This window comes from Psychrobacillus sp. NEAU-3TGS (assembly GCF_029955155.1).
Taxonomy (GTDB): Bacteria; Bacillota; Bacilli; order Bacillales_A; family Planococcaceae; genus Psychrobacillus.
Map to the genome: position 1 here is coordinate 2,014 of NZ_JAPNOZ010000004.1, position 3,485 is coordinate 5,498.

Below are 3,485 nucleotides of genomic sequence, written 5' to 3' on the forward strand. Positions count from 1 at the left end.
TTCGTGATCATGATGTGTAACACTTTTTAACTTTTAGGTTAAGTTAATAAGGGCGCACGGTGAATGCCTTGGCACTAGGAGCCGAAGAAGGACGGCACTAACACCGATATGCTTCGGGGAGCTGTAAGTGAGCTTTGATCCGGAGATTTCCGAATGGGGGAACCCACTGTTCGTAATGGAGCAGTACATTTGCGTGAATACATAGCGCATCTGTGGCATACCCAGGGAACTGAAACATCTAAGTACCTGGAGGAAGAGAAAGAAAAATCGATTCCCTGAGTAGCGGCGAGCGAAACGGGAAAAGCCCAAACCAAGAGGCTTGCCTCTTGGGGTTGTAGGACACTCTACATAGAGTTACAAAGGAATGAGCTAGACGAAGCGATCTGGAAAGGTCCGCAGGATAGGGTAAAAGCCCCGTAGTCCAAAGTTCATTCTCTCTTGAGTGTATCCTGAGTACGGCGGAACACGTGAAATTCCGTCGGAATCCGGGAGGACCATCTCCCAAGGCTAAATACTCCCTAGTGACCGATAGTGAACCAGTACCGTGAGGGAAAGGTGAAAAGCACCCCGGAAGGGGAGTGAAATAGACCCTGAAACCGTGTGCCTACAAGTAGTCAGAGCCCGTTAATGGGTGATGGCGTGCCTTTTGTAGAATGAACCGGCGAGTTACGATTACATGCAAGGTTAAGCTGAGAAAGCGGAGCCGCAGCGAAAGCGAGTCTGAATAGGGCGAATGAGTATGTGGTCGTAGACCCGAAACCAGGTGATCTACCCATGTCCAGGATGAAGGTAAGGTAACACTTACTGGAGGTCCGAACCCACGTACGTTGAAAAGTGCGGGGATGAGGTGTGGGTAGCGGAGAAATTCCAATCGAACCTGGAGATAGCTGGTTCTCTCCGAAATAGCTTTAGGGCTAGCCTCAAACGTTAGAATCTTGGAGGTAGAGCACTGTTTGGACTAGGGGCCCATCCCGGGTTACCGAATTCAGACAAACTCCGAATGCCAATGATTTATGTTTGGGAGTCAGACTGCGAGTGATAAGATCCGTAGTCAAGAGGGAAACAGCCCAGACCACCAGCTAAGGTCCCCAAGTATTTGTTAAGTGGAAAAGGATGTGGCGTTGCTTAGACAACCAGGATGTTGGCTTAGAAGCAGCCATCATTTAAAGAGTGCGTAATAGCTCACTGGTCGAGTGACGCTGCGCCGAAAATGTATCGGGGCTAAACAAATCACCGAAGCTGTGGATTGATACCGTTGGTATCAGTGGTAGGAGAGCGTTCTAAGGGCGTTGAAGTCAGACCGGAAGGACTGGTGGAGCGCTTAGAAGTGAGAATGCCGGTATGAGTAGCGAAAGACGGGTGAGAATCCCGTCCACCGTATGACTAAGGTTTCCTGAGGAAGGCTCGTCCGCTCAGGGTTAGTCGGGACCTAAGCCGAGGCCGATAGGCGTAGGCGATGGACAACAGGTTGATATTCCTGTACCACCAAACCACCGTTTGAGTAATGGGGGGACGCAGGAGGATAGGGTAAGCGTGCTGTTGGTTATGCACGTCCAAGCAGTGAGGCGTGAATGTAGGAAAATCCGCATTCTATAACGTTGAGCTGTGATGGCGAGCTCGTATGAGCGAAGTTCCTGATTTCACACTGCCAAGAAAAGCCTCTAGCGAGGTGATAGGTGCCCGTACCGCAAACCGACACAGGTAGTCGAGGAGAGAATCCTAAGGTGAGCGAGAGAACTCTCGTTAAGGAACTCGGCAAAATGACCCCGTAACTTCGGGAGAAGGGGTGCTCTTTGAGGTGCATAGCCTCGAAGAGCCGCAGTGAATAGGCCCAGGCGACTGTTTAGCAAAAACACAGGTCTCTGCAAAACCGTAAGGTGAAGTATAGGGGCTGACGCCTGCCCGGTGCTGGAAGGTTAAGAGGAGTGCTTAGCGCAAGCGAAGGTGCGAATTGAAGCCCCAGTAAACGGCGGCCGTAACTATAACGGTCCTAAGGTAGCGAAATTCCTTGTCGGGTAAGTTCCGACCCGCACGAAAGGCGTAACGATCTGGGCACTGTCTCAACGAGAGACTCGGTGAAATTATAGTACCTGTGAAGATGCAGGTTACCCGCGACAGGACGGAAAGACCCCGTGGAGCTTTACTATAGCTTGATATTGAATTTTGGTGCAACTTGTACAGGATAGGCAGGAGCCTTAGAGCCCGGAGCGCCAGCTTCGGAGGAGGCGTCGGTGGGATACTGCCCTGGTTGTATTGAAATTCTAACCCATACCCGTAACCCGGGTAGGAGACAGTGTCAGGCGGGTAGTTTGACTGGGGCGGTCGCCTCCTAAAGTGTAACGGAGGCGCCCAAAGGTTCCCTCAGAATGGTTGGAAATCATTCGAAGAGTGTAAAGGCAGAAGGGAGCTTGACTGCGAGACCTACAAGTCGAGCAGGGTCGAAAGACGGGCTTAGTGATCCGGTGGTTCCGCATGGAAGGGCCATCGCTCAACGGATAAAAGCTACCCCGGGGATAACAGGCTTATCTCCCCCAAGAGTCCACATCGACGGGGAGGTTTGGCACCTCGATGTCGGCTCATCGCATCCTGGGGCTGTAGTCGGTCCCAAGGGTTGGGCTGTTCGCCCATTAAAGCGGTACGCGAGCTGGGTTCAGAACGTCGTGAGACAGTTCGGTCCCTATCCGTCGTGGGCGTAGGAAATTTGAGAGGAGCTGTCCTTAGTACGAGAGGACCGGGATGGACACACCGCTGGTGTACCAGTTGTTCTGCCAAGAGCATCGCTGGGTAGCTATGTGTGGACGGGATAAGTGCTGAAAGCATCTAAGCACGAAGCCCCCCTCAAGATGAGATTTCCCATTACGCAAGTAAGTAAGATCCCTCAAAGACGATGAGGTAGATAGGTTCGGGGTGGAAGCGTGGCGACACGTGCAGCTGACGAATACTAATCGATCGAGGACTTAACCAAATGTATATTATTGTAGAGATGTCGTTTATCCAGTTTTGAGTACATAGTACAACTTGATTTAATACCCAGGAGGATTAGCTCAGCTGGGAGAGCATCTGCCTTACAAGCAGAGGGTCGGCGGTTCGAGCCCGTCATCCTCCACCATATATATTCTTCGCCGGAGTAGCTCAACTGGTAGAGCAACTGACTTGTAATCAGTAGGTTGAGGGTTCAAGTCCTTTCTCCGGCACCATTGTACGAGCCATTAGCTCAGTTGGTAGAGCATCTGACTTTTAATCAGAGGGTCGTAGGTTCGAATCCTACATGGCTCACCATTTTTTAAAAATATCCATGCGGGTGTGGCGGAACTGGCAGACGCACTAGACTTAGGATCTAGCGCCGCAAGGCGTGGGGGTTCGACTCCCTTCACCCGCACCATTTAATTTTATAACCGAGCGGAAGTAGTTCAGTGGTAGAACACCACCTTGCCAAGGTGGGGGTCGCGAGTTCGAACCTCGTCTTCCGCTCCAAAGATTCATCA

Annotated in this window: 5 tRNA genes and 1 rRNA gene; all 6 read left to right on the forward strand. The window is 51.4% G+C overall.

The features are described from left to right. The first annotated feature begins 36 nt into the window (after positions 1–36). The 6 genes from OR571_RS00825 (at position 37) to OR571_RS00850 (ending at position 3,474) form a co-directional block, all read left to right on the forward strand. Positions 37–2,965 (forward strand): 23S ribosomal RNA (locus OR571_RS00825). Between the two features lie 68 nt (positions 2,966–3,033). Beyond that, a tRNA-Val gene (locus tag OR571_RS00830) sits at positions 3,034–3,109 on the forward strand. A gap of 12 nt (positions 3,110–3,121) precedes the next feature. Next, a tRNA-Thr gene (locus tag OR571_RS00835) sits at positions 3,122–3,197 on the forward strand. Positions 3,198–3,203: 6 nt separating this feature from the next. Further along, positions 3,204–3,279 (forward strand) — tRNA-Lys (locus OR571_RS00840). Positions 3,280–3,297: 18 nt separating this feature from the next. Further along, positions 3,298–3,382 (forward strand) — tRNA-Leu (locus tag OR571_RS00845). 17 nt (positions 3,383–3,399) lie between these two features. After that, positions 3,400–3,474: transfer RNA gene (locus OR571_RS00850), tRNA-Gly, on the forward strand. The last annotated feature ends 11 nt before the right edge of the window (positions 3,475–3,485 follow it).